Origin of the sequence: Dyadobacter sandarakinus (assembly GCF_016894445.1) — a bacterium.
Taxonomy (GTDB): domain Bacteria; phylum Bacteroidota; class Bacteroidia; order Cytophagales; family Spirosomataceae; genus Dyadobacter; species Dyadobacter sandarakinus.
On record NZ_CP056775.1, the window covers coordinates 1,890,819 to 1,906,989 of the forward strand.

The 16,171-nt window shown below is 49.3% G+C and carries 17 protein-coding genes; 8 read left to right on the forward strand and 9 right to left on the reverse strand.

The features are described 5' to 3' along the window. Nucleotides 1-380: 380 nt before the first annotated feature. The 3 genes from HWI92_RS07450 to mscL all read left to right on the forward strand — a co-directional run bounded on the left by HWI92_RS07450 (nt 381) and on the right by mscL (nt 1,436). Nucleotides 381-629 (forward strand): hypothetical protein, encoded by a 249-nt coding sequence (locus tag HWI92_RS07450; RefSeq protein WP_204662244.1) that lies wholly within the window; start codon nt 381-383, stop codon nt 627-629. Nucleotides 630-666: 37 nt separating this feature from the next. Then, nucleotides 667-924, forward strand: a complete 258-nt coding sequence (locus HWI92_RS07455; RefSeq protein WP_204662246.1) for a hypothetical protein — start codon at nt 667-669, stop codon at nt 922-924. Between the two features lie 80 nt (nt 925-1,004). After that, a complete protein-coding gene (gene mscL / locus HWI92_RS07460) occupies nt 1,005-1,436 on the forward strand; it encodes a large conductance mechanosensitive channel protein MscL (RefSeq protein WP_204662249.1) in 432 nt (143 codons plus the stop codon). Nucleotides 1,437-1,532: 96 nt separating this feature from the next. Here mscL and HWI92_RS07465 read toward each other — a convergent pair whose 3' ends face one another. From HWI92_RS07465 to HWI92_RS07475, 3 genes are all read right to left on the reverse strand, one after another. Next, complete coding sequence (locus HWI92_RS07465; RefSeq protein ID WP_204662252.1) at nt 1,533-4,265, reverse strand: SP85-like N-terminal domain-containing protein; 2,733 nt, start codon at nt 4,263-4,265, stop codon at nt 1,533-1,535. Between the two features lie 316 nt (nt 4,266-4,581). After that, a complete protein-coding gene (locus HWI92_RS07470; RefSeq protein WP_204662255.1) occupies nt 4,582-5,283 on the reverse strand; it encodes a hypothetical protein in 702 nt (233 codons plus the stop codon). A gap of 80 nt (nt 5,284-5,363) precedes the next feature. After that, nucleotides 5,364-5,780: a winged helix-turn-helix transcriptional regulator gene (locus tag HWI92_RS07475; RefSeq protein WP_204662258.1), complete on the reverse strand. Its 417-nt coding sequence runs from the start codon at nt 5,778-5,780 to the stop codon at nt 5,364-5,366. Nucleotides 5,781-5,883: 103 nt separating this feature from the next. Between HWI92_RS07475 and HWI92_RS07480 the strand changes: the two genes are divergently transcribed. Then, on the forward strand, nt 5,884-6,747 hold the full coding sequence (locus HWI92_RS07480; protein ID WP_204662261.1) for an SDR family oxidoreductase: 864 nt from the start codon (nt 5,884-5,886) through the stop codon (nt 6,745-6,747). A gap of 233 nt (nt 6,748-6,980) precedes the next feature. Here HWI92_RS07480 and HWI92_RS07485 read toward each other — a convergent pair whose 3' ends face one another. Further along, entirely contained in the window at nt 6,981-7,541 is a 561-nt protein-coding gene (locus HWI92_RS07485; RefSeq protein ID WP_204662265.1) for a hypothetical protein, read from the reverse strand. A 209-nt stretch (nt 7,542-7,750) separates the two neighbouring features. Continuing rightward, the gene (locus HWI92_RS07490) at nt 7,751-10,696 is read right to left on the reverse strand and encodes a CBM96 family carbohydrate-binding protein (protein WP_204662281.1); all 2,946 of its coding nucleotides are present in this window, start codon (nt 10,694-10,696) and stop codon (nt 7,751-7,753) included. 184 nt (nt 10,697-10,880) lie between these two features. On the opposite strand from HWI92_RS07490, the gene HWI92_RS07495 reads away from it, so the two are divergent. After that, entirely contained in the window at nt 10,881-11,348 is a 468-nt protein-coding gene (locus HWI92_RS07495) for a hypothetical protein (protein WP_204662284.1), read from the forward strand. 69 nt (nt 11,349-11,417) lie between these two features. Here HWI92_RS07495 and HWI92_RS07500 read toward each other — a convergent pair whose 3' ends face one another. Genes HWI92_RS07500 through HWI92_RS07510 form a run of 3 tightly spaced genes read right to left on the reverse strand, consistent with a single transcriptional unit; the run spans nt 11,418 to nt 13,711 of the window. Further along, the gene (locus HWI92_RS07500) at nt 11,418-12,917 is read right to left on the reverse strand and encodes a sulfatase family protein (RefSeq protein ID WP_204662287.1); all 1,500 of its coding nucleotides are present in this window, start codon (nt 12,915-12,917) and stop codon (nt 11,418-11,420) included. A 15-nt stretch (nt 12,918-12,932) separates the two neighbouring features. After that, a complete protein-coding gene (locus HWI92_RS07505; RefSeq protein WP_204662290.1) occupies nt 12,933-13,505 on the reverse strand; it encodes an enolase-like domain-containing protein in 573 nt (190 codons plus the stop codon). Further along, nucleotides 13,502-13,711, reverse strand: coding sequence for a hypothetical protein (locus HWI92_RS07510; protein WP_204662293.1), 210 nt, complete (start codon nt 13,709-13,711; stop codon nt 13,502-13,504). The genes HWI92_RS07505 and HWI92_RS07510 overlap by 4 nt, the downstream gene beginning before the upstream one ends. A 135-nt stretch (nt 13,712-13,846) precedes the next feature. On the opposite strand from HWI92_RS07510, the gene HWI92_RS07515 reads away from it, so the two are divergent. The 3 genes from HWI92_RS07515 (at nt 13,847) to HWI92_RS07520 (ending at nt 15,502) form a co-directional block, all read left to right on the forward strand. Then, nucleotides 13,847-14,116: a hypothetical protein gene (locus tag HWI92_RS07515; RefSeq protein WP_204662297.1), complete on the forward strand. Its 270-nt coding sequence runs from the start codon at nt 13,847-13,849 to the stop codon at nt 14,114-14,116. Nucleotides 14,117-14,319: 203 nt separating this feature from the next. After that, nucleotides 14,320-14,862: a sulfatase-like hydrolase/transferase gene (locus HWI92_RS25260; RefSeq protein ID WP_229249091.1), complete on the forward strand. Its 543-nt coding sequence runs from the start codon at nt 14,320-14,322 to the stop codon at nt 14,860-14,862. Then, nucleotides 14,852-15,502 carry a sulfatase/phosphatase domain-containing protein gene (locus HWI92_RS07520; protein WP_374757893.1) on the forward strand — a complete coding sequence of 217 codons (651 nt, stop codon included), beginning with the start codon at nt 14,852-14,854 and terminating at the stop codon, nt 15,500-15,502. Before HWI92_RS25260 ends, HWI92_RS07520 begins: the two co-directional genes overlap by 11 nt. Before the next feature lie 148 nt (nt 15,503-15,650). On the opposite strand, the gene HWI92_RS07525 is transcribed toward HWI92_RS07520, so the two are convergent. Further along, nucleotides 15,651-16,133, reverse strand: coding sequence for a group II truncated hemoglobin (locus HWI92_RS07525; RefSeq protein WP_204662303.1), 483 nt, complete (start codon nt 16,131-16,133; stop codon nt 15,651-15,653). Nucleotides 16,134-16,171 lie beyond the last annotated feature (38 nt).

Below are 16,171 nucleotides of genomic sequence, written 5' to 3' on the forward strand. Positions count from 1 at the left end.
GGATAAAGCGCAATGCTTTTACCGGGGATATGCCCGGTGTCTGCGCGTGCCAAGTAAGTGACCGGAAAATAAAAAAGAGATGAAGCTGGCGGCGTGCCGATCGCCAGGCCCGGCACTCAGGGCGGACTGCCGGCGGGCAATGATATGGATTGGCAGGAATGCGCTTGGGGTTTCATTGGGCGCAAAAGTATAGGATACGTGTTATTCAACCTAGTCGCAGCCTGAATTACAGTTGTCCTAATAAGGCCGCAGGAGGCATTAATTTTTAAAAAAATAAAGACAGCCTTCCTGAAATTCCAATGGCTAGCACAATTATTGTTAAGTATTGCTAAACTCAAACCATCTTACTTCAACTTGTTGACGCCAAACTGTCCCTTCTTATGAAAGCTGACGACCTGCTATACTACGTTCGGCAACGGGCCAGTCTGATCAGTCAGTTTCAACTTGAAAGAAAAAAATTGCTCGATAAGCACGCGGGTGAACTATCAGCCATTTCCGAATCGGACAGTGCCGCGCTGTCGGAGTTGCAGCAAAGACATGCAGCAGCCACCCTTTTGCTTTCTGAGAAGTACGCTGCACTCCTCAAAGCGCTCGAAAAAGAGCAGCCGGATTCAGATATAAAGAAATAAAAGTATCAGGAATGAAAATAAAACTACCGCATTGAAGATGATGATCACGGACGCAAAAAGAATGCTCGATTACCTGAAAGCGAGGACAAAGCTGACCTCGGAATATCTCACCAGCCGGAATATGCTGCTGCAGGAGCAGCTTGTTCAGCGTTTATCTTTACGGGATATGGATGAACTGGAACATCTGACAATGGACCTTCATCACGCAAAAGAATCAAAACTGCTGGCTGACAGGCTGTCTGTTGAGATAAAATCACTGGATCTTTACTATATTGACATCTTACAACCTTACTGAAATCACATTGTGATCATCCTGTTTTAAGATTTCGTCTCTATATTTCCGTTTCTCTGATCATCCCTTAAACAAAAAAGCAAATGTTAAAAGAATTCAAAGAGTTTGCCCTGCGTGGTAATGTCATGGATTTGGCCGTCGGGGTAATTATTGGTGCGGCATTCGGCCGGATCGTTGATTCCGTCGTGAATGACCTTATTATGCCGCTGGTTGGAAAAGCAGTGGGAAATGTTGATTTCAGTAATCTGTATGTGCCGCTTTCCGACAAAATTACACCGGGACTTTCGCTTGAACAGGCCAAAAGCCTCGGGCCTGTGTTTGCTTATGGACAGTTTCTTACCATTGTGATTGATTTTATCATTCTGGCGTTCATTATATTCCTGCTGATCAGGTCTATGAACCGGCTGATGCGCCGGAAAGTAGAAGAGCCCGGAGTACCTCCTGCACCTACAAAAGAAGAAGTATTATTAACTGAAATCCGCGACCTGCTCAGTCAATCCCGGCCTGTACGGTAATTTCTCGTTCGGACTTGAATGTCCGGTACAAAAAATAATAAGCAGTAAAAAAGGACGGCCCCTCCAAGTATGATGGAGGGGCCGTCCTTTTTGTTATCATTCAACTAACACATTCCCGCTGGTGACGGTACCATCCTTACCCGTCAGGATCAGCAGATAGTTACCGGGCTTGACTCCTTTTACCGGCATACGCACCGTACCGTCTGTAGAGGCACCCTGCCACTGGCTCACCACCGATCCATCCTGCCGCAACAGCTTTATTCCGAATTTCCCAATCAGATTTTCTGATTGAAGGTTGATGGCATCACGCGCAGGGTTTGGATAAATGGACAATGCAGGTTTGCTGACGACTGCATCACCTGCTGCTACTTCGGGTTCCGGTACCATAAGTCTGACAGCCCGGTCGGATTGCCTGGCATCCACATTCAGTGAGCCTACGTTATTAAGGGCAAGTCTTTCACCTCTGTAAAGGAGTGTACCTCTATAAGAAAAAGTCCCGCTCAGGCCCTGGTCAGCATCCCAGCCATTGGCACCTACACCCAGCTGGAAGCCCGTATGCCTGTCGACCGGCGTATGCGCCAGACTCAATGTACCGGAAAGCAGCCCGGTACCTTTGAGATAACTGTCACTGCTCAGTTCCCAGAAAGTCCAGTTAATATGGTTTCGTCTCGCGGCGATTTCGGCCTCGGAAGCATAGGTGGAATAAGTGCGTCCCCTGGCACTCCAGGTGCTCCAATCCTGCTTGCTGACAAGTCTCAGGTACACTTCAAATCCAACCTCCCTGTTTTCGCGGCTGACAATTTTACCCGTGATAAAGGTTGACCGGCCATCGGTAAGGTAGGCAGCGCCGTCCCAGGAAAAGTTCTGGAATATCCTTTCATTCAGCTGGATTGCCCATGGACAGCTCAGGCAGCCGGTCACGACGGGCCGCCAGTCATAAAGGCGCAATTTTCCCAGGTCAGGCAACTTAATGCGTGCGGTTTCGTAGGCACCCATATCCACCGTGCTGCCCTGAATGCGTGCGCCGCCGATGAAGTCTTTGGTAACTCCGGCCAGTCCGGCAGCCGCATTGTTACCCACATCGGTCACGGGCGCGTATGCAGTTGTCCGCAGTCCGTCGTCGGAAGTACCGGGCAGATTGTCAGCCCCGTCGGCATCAGCCGTGTTCACGAAGCCGGGATTGGTGTCAATGTTATTGCCGCCATCGAGGGCCAGGCTGCCATTCCAGCCCGCGCCGCTGCCGCCCGATCCTTTTACCAGCGAATAGTAAATGGTAATCCTGGCAGTCGACGAGCCCACTTCCGGTCCGCTTGTACTCGCCATGTCGTTCCATAAAATGGCGTTTTCAACTTTGGCGTTAAGTACCTGCGCACCTTTGTAGATATATCCCTGGTTGTAGATCGCCCCACCCTGCTGGCCGGCCTGGTTGTAATAAAAGGTACAGTTGGTAAAAACAGGCGTAAGTTCCGGCACAAACCCGGTTGCTACACTGATCACCCTTGCAAAATTCGCCACGGCACCGCCCAGATTTTGTGCCTGATTGTTGGTAAAAACACAGCCGGTATATGTTGGACGCAGCTTTCCACCATCGCTCAGGTGCACTGCCGCGCCACCCCAGGCAGATACATTCCCGCTGGCGACATTGTTATAAAACCCGCAGTTCACAAACTTCGGTTCCGAAATGCCCAGCGTATTCGACTGGGATTCGTTCACTGACATGTACACAGCTCCGCCCCCGCCGCCTTCAAATGGGCCCGTAGGATTGCCGGTGGTGGTGTTACTGTCGAATATACAGTTTGAAAAACGGGCATTGGAACCTACCATACCCACGCCCCCACCTGAGCCCGGAAGCGTGCTCTTGTCGGGAGATACAGCGGTCACCATGTTGGCCCTGAAAGTCGTGGAATCCAGTACGGCATGGTCGCCGATCAGGTAAATGGCCCCACCGCGGCGGTACGCTTCGTTCTGCACAAACTCGCACTTTCTGAACTGCGGCTGGTAATTGCCCGCACTGAAGGAGCCCATATTGACCGCCCCGCCTGCAACGTTGGACTTGTTGGAAATGAACTTACAATTGGAGATCACCGAAGCTACGGTGCCGCCTGCCAACGCAGTACTGAACAATGCGCCGCCTTCTGACTCGGCATAATTCCCGCGGAAAGTCGTATTGGCGATCGTGGGACTGCTTGCATTGGCAGGACTGCCGAGGTGATTGTACCAGCCGCCGCCATCCTGGTTTGCATCCGTGGATACGCCGCTGCTTTTCGCTCTGCCTGCGGTGACGATGAATCCGTCGAGGCGCGCTGCGGCATCCACGTTGCGGGTGTAAACAACGTGGAATGCATTCGCTCCCTGGATATTACCCGTATTCTCAGCAATGTTGTTGCCGTCGACATTGGAATCATTGTTATCGATATCCCCGCTCAGGATTGTGAGGTTGGCGAGGTAATTACGCTGGCTGCGGAGCGTTTCATTGCCGGCAAAGCCGCCGTACACGGCAATTCCCGACCGGATCCTGAACGTTACTTCCTGTGCTTCCAGGGTACCGTTTCCATTGATGTCAAATGCAATCGAAGGTTTGTAAACCCCTTTTTTGACCCAAATTTCGTCTCCAGCGACTGCGGCAGCGAGCGCGGGTGCCAGCTTGGTATACGCATTTCCCCAGCTGCTGCCCGAGCCGTTCCCACCTGCTGCGGGATTGACATAAATGACCGCAGCCGACAGGCATTGCGGTAAAAAACAAAATGCTGCCAGGCAGATCTGCCGGACAGCACTTTTGTTGATTTTCCTCAAAAGGAAATTTCCTAAAACTTTGTAAAAGAGGTCCATAGCTTACAGGCGTTTATGTTGAATAAAAAATCGCGCGTAAATTTAGGACGTTTGCAGCCTTGTAGTTCAAGTAAATAAATAAAGATTTAATATTATTATTTTCCGGCTTGGAAAATAAATGCAGACTGCGCTGTAAGGAGTTTGCACTGTAAAATGACAGGATTGCGATCAGGGTACCGACCGGCTAAACAATCCCCTATATACGTCATGCAGCTGATATCGCTGACGGGTTTGCGACCAAAAATTCTGAATCAACTCCGGAACTGTGCCAAGCCTGAATTCGTGACCGGCTTAAAGCTCCGTGGAATAAAAGCAGTTATCTTTTTTTCATTAAGTAAAAATATTCCCGAATGGCCAGGGTATCGGCTTTACCTATGGAATTTACATAAGATTCGTCAAATTCATTAAGCGTCTTACCGTATGACGAGGCTTTGTATAAATCAGGATGCTGGAAAAATAGCGAATCAAAACTGGTAGTCCACCAAACACGCAAGTACTCAAATACAGACATACTCAGTTCAGAATAATTTCCATACCCCACCATCATATTATAGGTACTGAACTTATTATCCCAGACTGGTTCAAACTCACTCCTGTATTTTAACATATTAAAGCTGGACTTCATCTGTCCTTGCGTTACAATCTGCTTTTTGGTTGATTTAAACAACAACTGCTTATCATTTTTGGTGATTAGAAATGAGCTGGACGAGTTCACCATCTCAGCAGAATCAGGAGAAATGAATTTTATATATTCATCGCTGACAACTGAAGAATCTTTTAGCCTGAACCCTCCATTGCTTTCCACGAACCTGTCGATGATGGCCTGATCCGTTATTTCTTTTTTAGCTGTGTAAAGGCGGACTTTGGATTTGATGCTGATACGGCTCAGGTATAATGTCGATGGAAATTCAGCAGGCTGTTCTATCTCCGGCCTTTCACAACTTAGCAAACTGATAAAAAGCAGAGCGTACAAATATTTCATAAGCAGCAACAAGGTATTTTCCTGCAATATAGACATTTTCTACCCTGGCATAAACGTGCAGAAATGCAGCTTATGCAGCTATTAAAATCAGGTTTCCATTGAAATATACCTTTCGTTTAAACCAAGGCCTGTTCACGCGCTTGCCGCTGGTACTTTTCAATGGCAGCGCCTTTCCCGGCCTGAAGTTCTTCCAGCAAGCCAGGAGCAACGACGGTGGAGCAATGCCTGCTTCCCCACAAAATCAGCTCGACAATGATCGGCACGGTATCGATCCCTTTTTCGGTCAGGCGGTAGGTGAACTTGGATTTTTTATCCGCCGCCACCGCCTTGGTTAAGATGCCCTGCGATTCCAGTACCGCCAGTCTGTCGGCCAGAATGTTGGTCGCCATCTTTTCCGCCGACTGCAGAAACTGTCCGTAAGCAGACTTCCCCGCAAATACCATATCCCTGAGAATGAGCAGGGTCCATTTATCTCCAAGTATGTCGAGCGATGTACTGACTGGGCACGTAGAACGCTGATTTACCTCTTTCATAAAAAACCAATTTAAATTTAACTTGCTTTTTGCAAGTATTTAATTTTACCTTTACACTTGCAAATCGCAAGTAAATGTACGCAGATTTTTAATTCTTTTCATCATGATCTTAATAACCGGAGCCACCGGCGGATTGGGCCGCCAGACCATTGATTTTTTGCTTACTACCACCCCGGCCTCAGAAATTGCGGCCCTGGTGCGTGATACCAGCAAAGCCGCGGATCTTGTAAAACGGGGAATAGACGTTCGGAAAGGCGATTATTTTGACTATCCTTCGCTGGTGCAAGCCTTTCAGGGCATCGACAAGGTGCTGCTGGTTTCGGCCGTGGCTTTTACCGACCGGGTGCACCAGCACCGGAACGTCATTGACGCTGCCAGGGAAGCCGGCGTCAGGCATCTTTTTTATACCAGCATCCAGCGGAGTACCGATTTTGTGATGCAGGAGGTTACTGAAAGCGACCTGGCCACGGAAGCCTACCTGAAAGCATCCGGGCTGGTATATACCATTCTTAAAAACGGCTACTACTTTGAAAGTCTGGGATATATCCTCGGGAGCGAGGTGCCGGATGCGGAACTGATTTTTACGGCGGGGGAAGGCAAGATCGCTTTCGTCACGCGCACCGAACTGGCCGCAGCCACAGCTGCCCTGCTGACGAGTGAAGGACATGACAATCAGGAGTATACCCTGTCTGGCAGCGAAGCCTATTCGTTTCACGACATTGCCAGCGAACTTACGGCACTGGCGGGCCGGCCTATTAATTACCGGAACAGTGAAGTTGCGCCCTTCATTGCGCAGAAAGTCGCTGCGGGTGTGCCCGAAGTGGTGGCCAGTTTCCTTGCGCAGTGGGGTGCCGCCGCCAGAGATGGCATGCTGGCCGGAACCCACGATACCGTTGAGCGGCTGCTCGGTCATCAACAGACTAGGCTGCGGGAGTACCTGCAGGCGACCTATTTCCCGGCTACCTGAACGCTTGCAGCCTGGGCTACCTGCCACATTTTCGGAAGCAAAAAACACATGCTCAGCATACGGCATTGAGCCCGGCTGGTTGCCGGGCTCGATGGTTCCGGGCTGTGGCGAGGTGAAATGAATTAATTCAGAATGACATTAATTGCATCTTGATCAGTAGTGCATGCCTCGCGAAAACGAACAGTTGATTTAGTGATAGCTGATCATGCAAAAGCGCTCCTAAAAAAGCTATGCTATTCATGTACGCCAAGCATCTTCCCAATATACTTTTTGAGCCGGGCCGGGGTTCGATGATAGTTGTGTATTTCCATGAGCAAACGCCTCATTTCACCATCATCTTTATTGGAGACCACGACATTACTCCATTCAGCATCCTGTATGATCGCATATAGCAGCGTATTACTGTTAACTTCATTCTTTTTAAAGGAGGAAAATGTTTTTCTCAAAACCTGGTAATATGTCTCTGCATTGGCATTCTGCATTGCCAGCAGTGCAATATGCTTGTAGCGCAGATCGAGTTTTGGATCTTTTAAGATTTTGCTATAACAAGCCAGATAATTATCAGGTTGTCTGAAAATCGTAGAAAATAATGAATCTTCTTTAATGTCCGACGACGCAAAGGGAAAACCATACCACGTATCATCGTCATCATCGGGCGATAAATGAATTTGCTGACGGGAAATCATTTCGTAGAGCGAATCGCACTTTTGCAGATTATTGTTTTGCAACTGAAAAGTATGATCAGCAAAAAAGATACAGGAAGTGATGTTAGCCAATAAAATGCTGAATGTCATTGATGCGTGAGAGTTACCTTTTTAAGTTTTCCCATTTACCCACTGAATATAACACTGGAAAACATCAATTTCATACTGCAAATTGGAATTGGAAATGATCGGTGCTCTTTTACAAACAATTAAGTCACAGAGTGATATTCCTGAACGAAGTTGTCTGAATCGAGACGCAATTTTATCCTTTCCAATGCAAAATGAAAATCGAAGTCCCCTTACTCTGTTATGACAACCCTAACCATTTCCGTGGAAGCGTGGGATTGGATTTTCAGCAGGTAAATGCCAGGCTTTAATGCAGCCCTGGTAATGTCGACTACTTCATGGCCGGCAGACGGGCTCAGCTTTTGTACATCATACACTGTTCCCGCCTGATCAATTAACCGCATAGAAACATCGCCTTCGTGCTTGCTGGAAAGCTTGAATCTGAATGCTTTTCTGACGGGGTTCGGGAAAATTACGGAGCTTCCATCCTCTTTTTGCCATGCATTTTGCAAAGCAAATGGTGCGGCTGATTTCCGGGCCATACTGACGACCGGTTTATTGGATGTGACTACCAATTCAGGGGCAAGCCCTGATACATTTTCCTTGCTGTGAAAACCCAGCTTCTTATTCGCGGATGTCGGATTTTTCACGAGCAGACTGACTACCTTATCGTTCATGACCTGATTCTGCACAAATTCTGTCAAGTCAAATTCACGGTACGCGAGCAGGTGATTGATCGTTGTATAGGTGAGTTCGCGACGGCTGCCGACAGGAGCATTGCTGAAGGTAATTCCTGTTTCAGTCCATGCATCATCTTCGACGCCGTGCACCGCCGTGCCTACGTTCATGGTCGTTTCCACATTGGCACCGTAAATCCGCAACCTGGCAGAGGTAATGTACTGGAAAGGGCGCAGATCAAATTTCAGGTAAGTATTTCTGCTGATATTATCCCCGCCGGCTTTTACAATCAGCTCGGGGTCTGTACCAAAATTCTGATCCGGAAAATGGGTGTGCACGTAGGCATCTGCCGCCACAGGCAGTGTCAATACTGTTTTGAAATACTCATCCTGCGGAACAATCTCAATGGCAGCCACGGTAGGCCAGTTAGCACTCCCGGTAATAAAATCTACATTGATCATGCCGTCTGTAATATCGACCGGAAATGCCTCTTCCAGGGCAGTAAAGTTTCCGTTGGCTTTCGCATACGGATCATAGTCTGTAAGCTTTCGCTCACCTTCGACATCTACATGAAACATCCGCAGACCCGGTCGCGCCGGCCTTGCAATGGGAGAGCCGAACCAGATTTCGGCAAAGTGCAGCACCACCATATAGCTGCCGTTTGTGACCGGAATATCGTATTGAAAAGCGTCGGCGCTGCGCTCAGACCAATACAGCACATCGTCCGCTGTATACTGAATTTCCTGCGTATCCTCGGCCCGGTACACACGATCTGTTCCGTGGTAAAACCGGTCCCGGCTGAATACGCGCCCGTCGGCCGTCGTAAATCCGTCGCCCCCGGCATCAATCCGGATTGTGACGGGCGCATCTGCTGATTTTATGTTTAAATGGATCAGGAGCGTATCGCCGGTATAGCCTGGTGCACTCGCAATCAGCGTCGTCTGATAGGTCCCCGGGAGCAATCCTGCCGCATCCACTCCGATCTGCAAGCGGCCGGCCCCGGTGGGCGGGATCAGCCAGGAAACATTGGGCGATGCCGTAAGCGTCACATCAGGCGTACCTGAGTTGGTAATCAGCTTGACAGATCCAGGTTCAGCAACAGAATCCTGCACCACAGACAGGTCAAGGCTTGAAGCCGAAAACCTAAGCCGGGTATCAGGTGTCTGCGGTGCCAGCTTCACCAGCCAGTAGTCTTCACCGGCACGGTTGGGTTCAGACTTGTCTTCTCCCGTACTCGAATATGAATTGGCCGCAAGAATATAGCCTCCGTCCGGCGTAGCTTCAAATGCGATGAGATGATCAACCATGTGTCCCCCGATGGTTTTATCCCACTGCCAGGCACCATTTGCATCTGCCTTGACGATCCACACATCCAGCCTGCCCTTGGGGTATTCCGACTTGTCGTTCCCGGCTGCCTCATTAGAGAACCCGCCCATCAAAAAGCCGCCATCTGCCGTTTCCCTGACCGTCGACATCGCCACATCGGGTAACGGATAAGCTGTCAACCCTCCAGTGTATGTTTTCCGCCACGTTTGCGTGCCGCTCCCATCCATTTTGAGCAGCGAAAAAGGCCGGTTAAACTCTCCTACCAATTCACTGACAGCCGCCGCGTACCCGCCATCGCTGGTTGCAATCATATCCCAGACCTCACTGTTGGGCACACCCAAGTCGCGGCTCCACAAAACGGTTCCATCCTCAGACATCCTGGCTGCAAACGCCCTCGCATTAGCTTCATCTTCTGATTTAACGCCACCACCCAGGATGTAGCCGCCATCCGCGGTGACGGCAATGTTTGCATTGCGGTCGGAGCTGCCGCTGCCGATGGTCCGGTCCCAGATTATGTTTCCTTTTGCATCTACCCGTACAAGCCAGAAATCCTGAAGGCCCGCAGAAGGTTGTGTTTTGTCGGCGCCTGCTCCCGAAGTGGACGAACCGGCCAGGATATAGCCACCGTCGGCAGTTTGTTTGGCATCTTCCAGTATGTCGTCACTGGTGCCGCCTATAGTCTTGTCCCAATTTTTGCTTCCGGTTGCGTCAATTTTGACTAACCAAAAGTCGCCCCGGCTGCCTCCGCCGGCGATTTGGTCGTCGGCTCCCTTCTCAGCGTAAGCATCGGATTTAGAATGTCCTGCCAGCATATAACCGCCATCGGACGTCTGGAAAACCTGGACAAGCTGGTCGTCCATCTGGCCACCGTAAGTTCTGTCCCACTCCTTGGTCCCATCGGCTGCAAGTTTGACAACCCAGAAATCAAAGCCGCCCCACGACCCCCTGGATTTATCACCATCTGCCATGGAAGCAGACGATCCTGCTGCAATGTACCCGCCGTCTGCCGTAGGTTTGACGCAGGCGATATTGTCGCTTGAACTTCCTCCGAAGGTCTTGTCCCATTCAATGGCCGGCTGTGCCGAGAGCCTGGCGGGAAGTTGGACAAAGGAAACTGCCAATACACAAAATGCATGGATCCAGGTCACATGCTGCCGAAGTAGTTTTGATTTCATATAGCAGCGAAATTCCTTGACAGATAGTTGTTTAAGCCAAAGAACTCAGCGCATTTAATCTAATATACCTGTGATTGATAAAGGTGATAAATAATAAAAAGCAGCATAATAAGTGCTGTTTAATATATTTGAAATGACATATAATTTGCCGTACAACAGCAGGATAAATACTGTATATTCCACGATGAAAACAGACGCAAATATCCAATATGCAATAGGAATAGCCTGTAAGCCAATACTTGCATTCATTACCCTGCTGAATTATGAATTTGATTTGAATTACATCGCTTTAATTTTTGCGCTTGGTACATGCATGGCAGCAGGAGGCATATTCTTACCCGGATTCCGGCAGCAATATGCTAATCTGATGATCGCGTGTATCCTGATGTATATCGGGCTTTTTAGTTTTGTTTTAACCAAATCACCTGAAATCAGTTTCGAAAAATTTAAAGATGATACTTTTTACTGCTTTGTAATTGTCACAGTGTCCAACGGCTGCCTGTTTGCATTCAGATTGTTCAGACCGAATCTCAAATTAAGCATCGAGCGTGTTAGTCGTATCTATACCCTCGTATCAACGATTTTAATCTTTTTAATGGCCTTCACCATCGTGTATTTTTATAACAGATTCGTTCATGGCTCAGGTTTTTAGCGCTTGGTAGGACTGCTTGCCATCACCGGATGGTTTATAAATAGAATTGCTATTTGGAAGAGCTTTTTTTCAACGTTTATCCCAATACTTTTTCTGGGTGTAAACTGGCTGCTGCTGGTCCATGGTCCGCTCAAATTGCTCCGGTTTATATTGCATTGGCAAAATGGTTTTTGCCGTGTAGGCAACTGTATCGCCTGTTTGCTGCTGCCACCGGATCAACCGCTTTTTCAGCCTTTCCTCTTGCTTCCGGTATGCCGGTTTTCCCGCCAGGTTTTCGAGTTCGAGCGGGTCTTTTTTGAGGTTAAATAGTTGGGTATAATCCCGGTTCGGATAGCGGATCAGTTTCCATTCCTGATCTCGCACAGCGCGTACGAGGTGGCGGTAGGCGGTAAAGCTACTTTCACGCACCTGCGCAGACTTCCCGCTAATTACATCAGAAAGATTTTTACCATCAATCCTCTCCGGCTCAGGCAGGCAGGCCACGGTGGTCAGTGTGGGAAAAATATCGAAAAGATACACCAGTGCGTCGGTAGCGCTGTTTTTGGGAATACCCGGGCCGGTCAGGATCAAGGGTACCTTCATGCTGTGCTCGTACAGACTTTGCTTGCCAAGCAGCCCGTGACTGCCTACCGCAAGTCCATTATCGGCGGCGAAAACGATGATCGTATTTTCATAAAGCCCCTTCTCTTTCAGCGATTGGATCAGATCCCCGATGCGCGCATCCAGATGCGAGATCAGTCCATAATAATCTGATAAGGTAGCTTTGATAATTTCCGGAGTACGTGGCCACGGAGCCAGGTTTTCGTCCCGCACCTGCGCATCGCCGAAATCAAACGGGTGCACAGGCTTGTAGTTGCCGGGCAGCGGAATATCCTTCTCCGGGTATTTACCAATGTAATCCTCCCGGGGAGAGCGCGGATCGTGAGGTGCCGTGTAGGCGACGTAGCAGAAAAACGGGTTTTTCCTGCTTCCTTTTGCATACTCGTCCAGATAGGAAAGCGCCGATTCCGTGAAAATATCGGTCGAAAAACCTTTCACAACCGGTTTGCCAAGCTTTCTGTTTGCATCCAGATCACACACAGGCACTTTAAAGTGATCGCTCATGCCACCCAGCATAATGGTTTTACCCTTTTGAAATGAAGCTTCAAAGGTTTCGGCTCCGTTATGCCATTTTCCCGTACCGAATGTTTCATAACCGTTTTCGGCAAAATGCTGCGGCATGGTGTGCACGCCATCCAGTTTGTCGTACACGTGAAAAAGACTTTTCCCGCTCATGAGCATGGCGCGGCTGGGCGCGCAAATGGCACCATGATGCCCGCCCATCACGTAACAATTTTTGAAATGCGTCCCCGAAGCGGCAAGCTGGTCAATATTTGGGGTCTGGATGATTGTGTTACCGGCATATCCCAATGCATCCGCCCGCAAGTCATCCGCGAAAATGAAGAGAATGTTAGGCTTCGCGGCATGCTGCTTTTCACTCGTCACGCTGATTTCCGAAGCGGTAAATCCATAGCAGGCAGCCTGCAAAATGGTGAGACCGATCAGTATTCTTTTGGTAAAAATTTTCATACAAAATGTGTTTTGCTAGATGCGGTATTTGCTCGGAATTGCCGGATTAAGCTGGTACCCGAGCCCGGGTGCGTCGGGAACGTGGATGTAGCCCTCGTCGAAATGCTCGTCGGGCGACAGCAGCTCCGCACGCACTGCCTCGATTGTTTGTATCGCATAGTCAATGTCAGACTCAACCTGGATTTCACTGCTGGATTTCAGCGGTTTCATATCATCAAAAGGTGCCGGTTTTACCGCTCTAAAGCCGCTTTTCAATGCATTTTCCGCATTGCGCTGAAAATCCGGGATCAGCCTGCGGCCATTTGCATCTCGGGCATTGATGGCTCGGTTGATGTTGGCGTATACTTTCAGTTTATCCCGCAGCTTTCCACCAAGCAGATCGTGCACCGGCACACCCAGCGCCTTCCCTTTCAAATCCCATAATGCATGCTCGATCGCGCTGAATGCCGTAATCGAGGCTTTTCCGCTCTCCGCCGCCGACTTCAATCCGCGCTGCCAAAACTGCTCGATATGGAATGGCGACTCGCCTTTCACAAGCTCGAAAATACGCCTGATCTCCTGGTGCAGCTGTCCCGGTCCGTCTTTCACCGCGAACCGTGGGACGCCTCTCCCAGCCCGGTCAGCCCTTTATTGGTTTTCAGTTCCACAAAATGCCAGTTGCCGCGCGCATTCACTTTCACTTCATGGATCAGGATTTCGGTAACGATCAGCTTCGGATCGGCAGGTTCAACCTGCGATAATAACAAAGCGGCCCAAATACCAGCCGTCTGCCTGGTAAATGTTCTTCTGTTCATTCAAGTCAAATTATGATGGTTGTCCGGCATTTCCCGTGACTGCTGAAGTAGCAGTTACAGCCTTCTTAATCGATGTAATGTAAATTCAAAAAACCGGGTATAGAAAAACGGGAAAGACGACTGCCTTCCCTGGTGGTGGTTGATCTCAAAAGTAAAGAAACATACTTTCACCTGGCGACCGACAAGCGGCCTAAGGAAGAATTTTACGACATTGTTAAAGATCCGGGTTGTTTGAAAAATCTGGTAAATGACAAAAGCGTAGCCGGCCAGCTCGGGAAGCTGAGGAAGCAACTGAAAGACTATCAGCTGGCGACGAAAGACCCGCGCGAAACCGGCGATGGAGACTACCTGGAATCGTTTCCGCGGTTAAATGGAGAAATCAGAAGTTTTCCAAAGATTGACTGACACTCCGGTTAATTTTGAAAGTCTGCCCGAAATGGCGACGACTAAATGTTGGTCTTTAATTTAAATTCATCCAGCTCATCAGACAAGCTCAGCGAAGAGTACCGCAGCATTCGTACAAAAGAGTTCACTGATGTGAGAGATCTGAAAGGGCCTGTGGCTTTTGTACGTACGGCAAGAATGCTCAGGTGTCAATGGTTTATAATATGCAAAAGATCCTGATTACCATCATCGCGCTGGCACTCGCGCTCACGCACACCGCCTTCGCGCAGGGTTCCAGAAAGCCCAATATCATCTTCCTGCTGACCGATGACCATCGGTGGGACGCGCTCGGCGCGATGGGTAACAAAATTATCCAGACCCCACATCTCGATGCACTGGCGAAACGGGGAATTTTGTTCCGTAATGCGCACGTAACCACAGCAATATGCATGGTGAGCCGTGCCAGTTTGCTGAGCGGACAATACATGTCGCGGCATGGTATCAATGATTTCGATACGGATTTCAAACCGGATGCGCTTGCTCAGACTTATCCCGCTTTGCTGAAAAAAGCAGGTTACAAGATTGGTTTTATCGGAAAATTCGGGATTGGGGTGAAGAACCAGCCGGATACGCTGTTTGACTACTGGGCAGCGAAAAAGGAAAGTCAGCCGCCATACGAGCTGGTCAACCGATCCGCTGACTGCCGGGCCGCCATACTGGAACAGCCTCCCTGCATTCTTCCGCACCGACCAGAACATCGGCCGTGACCGGTGGAAACTATTGCTGTCGACGCCCGAACTACGGCAGCAAACCACCCGTGATTACTACCGCCTCATCACCGGTGTGGACGAAGTGGTAGGAAGCCTAGTTGCTCAGCTCAAAAAGCTAGACATTGACAAGAACACGCTCATCGTTTTCATGGGTGACAATGGTTTTTTGCTTGGTGAGCATGGTTTGGAGGGTAAATGGTTTGGTTTTGAAGAATCGATCCGTGTTCCGCTGATCATTTCCGGCGGCGCGATGCCGAAAAGCTTGCAGGGTATTTCGTCCAGGCAGCTTGCATTGAACATTGACATTGCACCTACCCTGCTTTCCCTGGCCGGCATCCACCCGCCAGATTCCATGCAGGGTTACGATCTTCTGGCCGTCGAGCAAAAAAAGCGACCAGCCCGCCGGGATTTCTTTTACGAGCACACCTACCTGGGCAGCCCTCGTCTGCCAAAAGTAGAAGGCGTAGTGACATCAGATTTGAAATACATGCTGTATACCGAGCACGGATACGAGGAACTTTACGACCTTGCAAAAGACCCGCACGAAACGCTGAACCTGGCAAAGCATTCTTCTGAAAAAGTACGATTGGAGAAGTTGCGGAAGCGGTATGAGGAGCTGAAAAGGCAGGTGAAGTAAAGATTGGCTCGGGACCGTAAGCTGCGATCAGGAAAACTAGCACATTCAAGTTGGTACTTTGTAAATGGAAATATCGGATTTCAGGTCCGTGCGTCGAAGCAAAACACACGATACAAGCAGCTGAGAAATCGTGAAATCCGGGTTCTTGCTATTCAGCTATGTAAGGCCCGCCTGTTTCGCCCCAGCCCCATTTTGGCATGGGTTCGCTTTCTGTAACCGGATTGTCGGTGAGATGTGAATTGATGACAGCCAACCTGGTGCCCCATTCAATGTATCCCACAAAAGCGGAGCGAAATTCGGGATCGCTTTTAAGCCCTACTTCGTCCGCCGTCTGCAAGAGAAGTTGCACCCAGCGCTGCCGTTTTTCTTCGGTGAGCATTTTCCCGATGTGCTTTCCAATCATGGACGCGTGGCTGCCATGATCCCGACCCGTATACAATTGCTCGCCGCCAAAAACCTCCGCGACAAAGTGGGCGACGTGCCTCTGATGATCCGGGGACATATTTTTGAAAACATCCCCTAATAGTTCATCCTGCAACACCTTCTCATAAAAACGGGAAAACAGGGTCTCGAAAGTATGCATATCTCCCGCCCATTGGTAGAGGGTTGGTACATCTTTTAATATAGGCATAGACAGATTGAATTTACAGGTAAGCAGGCTATCGGAAG